Annotated in this window: 4 protein-coding genes and 1 pseudogene; all 5 read left to right on the plus strand. The window is 71.4% G+C overall.

Going from position 1 to position 3,997, the window contains the following annotated elements; genetic code table 11:
• A pseudogene (locus RIF93_RS19190) lies at nucleotides 1-508 on the plus strand (D amino acid oxidase (DAO) family protein); the annotation flags it as partial.
• Entirely contained in the window at nucleotides 505-1,287 is a 783-nt protein-coding gene (locus RIF93_RS19195) for a pyridine nucleotide transhydrogenase (RefSeq protein ID WP_309093052.1), read from the plus strand. The pseudogene RIF93_RS19190 and the gene RIF93_RS19195, both read left to right, overlap by 4 nt.
• Before the next feature lies 1 nt (nucleotide 1,288).
• Nucleotides 1,289-2,095: a TIM barrel protein gene (locus RIF93_RS19200; RefSeq protein ID WP_309093053.1), complete on the plus strand. Its 807-nt coding sequence runs from the start codon at nucleotides 1,289-1,291 to the stop codon at nucleotides 2,093-2,095.
• Nucleotides 2,092-2,445, plus strand: a complete 354-nt coding sequence (locus RIF93_RS19205) for a hypothetical protein (RefSeq protein ID WP_309093054.1) — start codon at nucleotides 2,092-2,094, stop codon at nucleotides 2,443-2,445. The genes RIF93_RS19200 and RIF93_RS19205 overlap by 4 nt, the downstream gene beginning before the upstream one ends.
• On the plus strand, nucleotides 2,442-3,997 hold a 1,556-nt coding region (locus tag RIF93_RS19210; protein WP_309093055.1), incomplete at its 3' end, for an AGE family epimerase/isomerase. The genes RIF93_RS19205 and RIF93_RS19210, both read left to right, overlap by 4 nt.

A 3,997-nucleotide genomic window follows, 5' to 3' on the forward strand; every position in this document is an offset into this window, starting at 1 on the left:
CTACAGGCGGCCCCAGCCGTTCGCGGCGGCGCCGGCGACGCCGCTGGGCCTCAAGCACGAACTGACCGAACTTGCCCTGGTACGACCGCCCCCCGAGCTGGTCGGCCTGGGCGTGACGGTGATGGACGGCCCCTTCTTCTCGTGCATGCCGTTCCCCGCGCGCGGCGTGCATTCCCTGAGCCACGTCCGCTATACGCCTCACATGAGCTGGACCGAGGCCGGCGACCGCGACCCATACGCGGTGCTGGACGCCTATCCGAAGGAGAGCCGCGTCGACCGGATGCTGCGCGACGCCGCCCGCTATCTGCCGGCGATGGCCGATTGCGCCTACGAAGGTTCGCTCTTCACGGTGAAGACAGTGCTGACCCGGAACGAGGGCGACGACGGGCGGCCGATCCTGTTCGAACGCCACGGCCCGGGCGGTCGGGTGGTCAGCATCCTCGGCGGCAAGATCGACAACGTCTTCGACGTGCTGGAGCGCCTGGACCACGAGGAGCTCGCGCCGTGACGGACGCCCTGGTCGGCTGGAGCGGCTATGTGGGCCAGACGCTGCTGCGGCAGCGGTCATTCGGCCTGCAGTACCGCTCGACGGACATCGGCGAGATCCGCGGCCGCGAGGTGGACCTGCTGGTCTGCGCCGGCGCGCCCGCCCAGAAGTGGATCGCCGACCGCGAGCCCGAGGCCGACCGCGCAAAGCTGGAGAGCTTGGCCGGACATCTGGACCAGGTGCGGCCCCGGCGCGTGGTCCTGATCAGCACGGTGGACGTCTTCGCCGACAGCCGCGGGGCCGACGAGGCCAGCGACCCCGACGCCGTCGAGCCGGGTCCCTACGGCCGCAACCGCCGCTGGCTCGAGCGCTGGACGGCCGAGCGGTTCCCCGGCGCTCTGATCGTGCGCCTGCCGGGGCTGGTGGGGCCGGGCCTGCGCAAGAATGCGGTCTTCGACCTGCGCAACGACAACAACCTGGCGGCCATCGACGCGCGCGGCGTCTATCAGTTCTACCCGATGGTGAATCTCTGGGGCGACGTCCGCCGCGCGCTCGACGCCGGGCTGGAGCTCGTGCACCTGACGGCCGAGCCGGTCTCGGTGGCCGAGGTGGCGCGCGAGGGTTTCGGGCGCGAGTTCGACAACGCGCCGGCTGGCCGAACGCCCGCCGCCTATGATCTGCGCACGCGTCACGCCGCCCTGTTCGGCGGGCAGGGCGCGTACCAGTATTCGAAGCGCGAGAGCCTGATGGCGATCCGCGCCTACGCCCAGTCGGAACCGCCGTCCAAGCCGCTCGCCTGACATGCGCCTCTCGGTCTCGAACATCGCCTGGGACATCGCCGACGAGCCGGCCGCCGCCGACCTGCTGACGGCTGCGGGGATCCGTTGCGTGGACGTGGCGCCCGGCAAGTATTTCGCCGATCCGGCCGCGGTCAGCGACGGCGAGGGCGAGCGCGTGCGCCGCTGGTGGGCCGACCGCGGCTTTGAGATCGTCGGCATGCAGGGCCTGCTGTTCGGGACGGCCGGACTGAACCTGTTCTCGGACGACGGGACGATGCTGCGCAGGCTCGCCCAGCAGTGCCGCATCGGCCGGCTGCTGGGCGCCAGGGCCCTGGTGTTCGGATCGCCGAAGCAGCGCGACCGCGGCGATCTCGACGACGCGACCGCGAGCCGCGTGGCCGTCGACTTCTTCCGCCGCCTCGGCGACGCCGCCGCGGCCGAGGGCGTCGTCGTCTGCCTCGAGGCCAATCCGGCCATGTACGGCTGCAACTTCATGGTCCGTACCGAGGAAGCCGCCGCCGTCGTCCAGAAGGTCGACCACCCCGCCGTGCGGCTCCAGCTGGACGTCGGCGCCATGGCCGCCAACGGCGAAGATTATTCAGCGGTCATAGAGACTTACGCCAGCCTCTTCGCCCATGCCCACGCCAGCGAGCCGGGACTCGCCCCGCCCGGGGACGGCGAAGTCCCGCACGATGTCGCAGCTGTCGCCATGCGCCGCCTGCGGCCGGACCTGACCGTCACCGTCGAGATGGTCGCATCGCCCGAGGGCCTGCCCGCCGTGCAGCGCGCGGCCGCCGCCGTGAAGGCCGCCTACGGAGATCCCGCATGACCTGGCTGATCCTCGCCGTCGGCGTGCTGGCCAACGCGGCCGCCAGCGTCCTCGTCAAGCTCAGCTCGGACGGTCCGCTGACCCTGGCCGACCCCGGGGCGCTGGCGACCAATTGGCGGCTGTGGCTCGCCGCCGTCAGCTACGGTGTCGCCTTCCTGGCCTATGCCGCCGCGGTGACCCGCCTGCCGCTCAACGTCGCCCATCCGGTGGCCACGGCGGGCGCCATCGTCCTGGTCGGCCTCTGCTCGGCGCTCTTGATCCGCGAGGCGTTCACGCCGCTTCACTGGCTGGGCTACGGCCTCCTGCTGGCCGGCATCCTCGTGCTGGCTTCAACTCGGGCTCCGGCGTGAGGTACGTCCCGGACCACGTCGTCGAGCGGTGGACCGGCCGCACGCGGGACCACTGCGTCGTCATTCCGGTGATCAACGAAGGCGAGCGCATCGGCCGTCTTCTGCAGCGGATGAGCGCGCTGGGAATCGCCGACGTGGCCGACATCATCATCGTCGACGGCGGCTCGACCGACGGCTCGCTCGCCCCCGAACGGCTGGACGCCCACCGCGTCGCCGGGCTCGTCCGCAAAACCGGCCCCGGCAAGCTGAGCGCCCAGCTGCTCTGCGCCTACGCGTTCGCCCTGGATCAGGGCTATGCCGGCCTCGTCACCATCGACGGGAACGACAAGGACGATCCCGACGCGATCCCCGCGTTCCTGGAGTCGCTGAAGGGCGGCTACGACTTCGTGCAAGCCTCGCGCTATGTCCACGGCGGGGTCGGCGAAAACACTCCCTGGGCCCGCGACTTGGCCATCCGGCTGGTGCACGCGCCGGCGCTGAGCTTCGCGTCGGGCTATCCCTGGACCGACACAACGCAGGGCTTTCGCGCCTACAGCCGCAGGCTGCTGGAGGACCCGCGCATGGCGATCTTCCGGCCCGAGTTCAGGGACTACGAGCTCCTCGCCTACATGAACTACCGGGCGCCACGCCTGGGCTTCCGGTGCGTCGAGCTGCCGACGGCGCGGCGCTATCCGAAGGGGGAGAAGGCGCCAACCAAGATCAAGCCCTTCCGGGGCGAACTGGCGCTGCTGAAGACCCTGCTGGACGTCTGCCGCGGCCGGTTCAACCCCGAAGCCGGCCACGAGCCGCCGCCGGAACTGCGTTTCCGGTCCTTGGGCGAGGCGCGCGACTGGTATGAGCGCTGGCTGCGGACCGACGCCTTGCCGCTCTGGAGCACGGCGGGGCTCGACCCCGCGAACGGCGGATTCCGCGAGGCCCTGACTGCGACCGGCGAGCCGCACGAGCCGCGACGGCGCACGCGCAGCCTGGCGCGGCAAGTCTATGTGTTCGCCATGGCTGCCGCCGAGGGTTTCGAAGGGCCTTGGCTGGAGCTCGCCCTCAGCGGCTACGAGTTCCTTGTGCGGGGCAGGAGGCCCGACGGGCTGTTCGCCTTCGCGTTCACCCCGGACGGCGAGGTGCTGGACGACACAGGCCACCTCTACGAACACGCCTTCGTGCTGCTGGCGGTGAACGCCCTGCGGCGCGCCCAGCCTGAAAACCCCCGCTGGCCGGCCGAGGGGGAGGCGCTGGGGCGCGCCCTCGCGGTGCTGCGTCACCCGGCTGGCGGCTATCGGGAGGTCGGCGAGCGGCCGTTCCAGGCCAACGCGCAGATGCACCTGCTCGAGGCCGCCCTCGCATGGGAAGAGGTGATGGACGTGCCGGCGTGGCGGCGGCTGGCCGACGAGATCGCTGGGCTGGCGCTGTCCCGGTTCATCGATCCCGCAACCGGCGTGCTGCGCGAGTTCTTCGACGCCGACTGGAAGGCGGTAGAGGGCGAGGCGGGGCTCGTGGAGCCAGGGCATCAGTTCGAATGGGCCTGGCTGCTGGAGCGCTGGGGCGCCCGCCGCTGCGA

Source organism: Phenylobacterium sp. (genome assembly GCF_031181185.1).
In the GTDB taxonomy this organism is placed as follows: domain Bacteria; phylum Pseudomonadota; class Alphaproteobacteria; order Caulobacterales; family Caulobacteraceae; genus Phenylobacterium.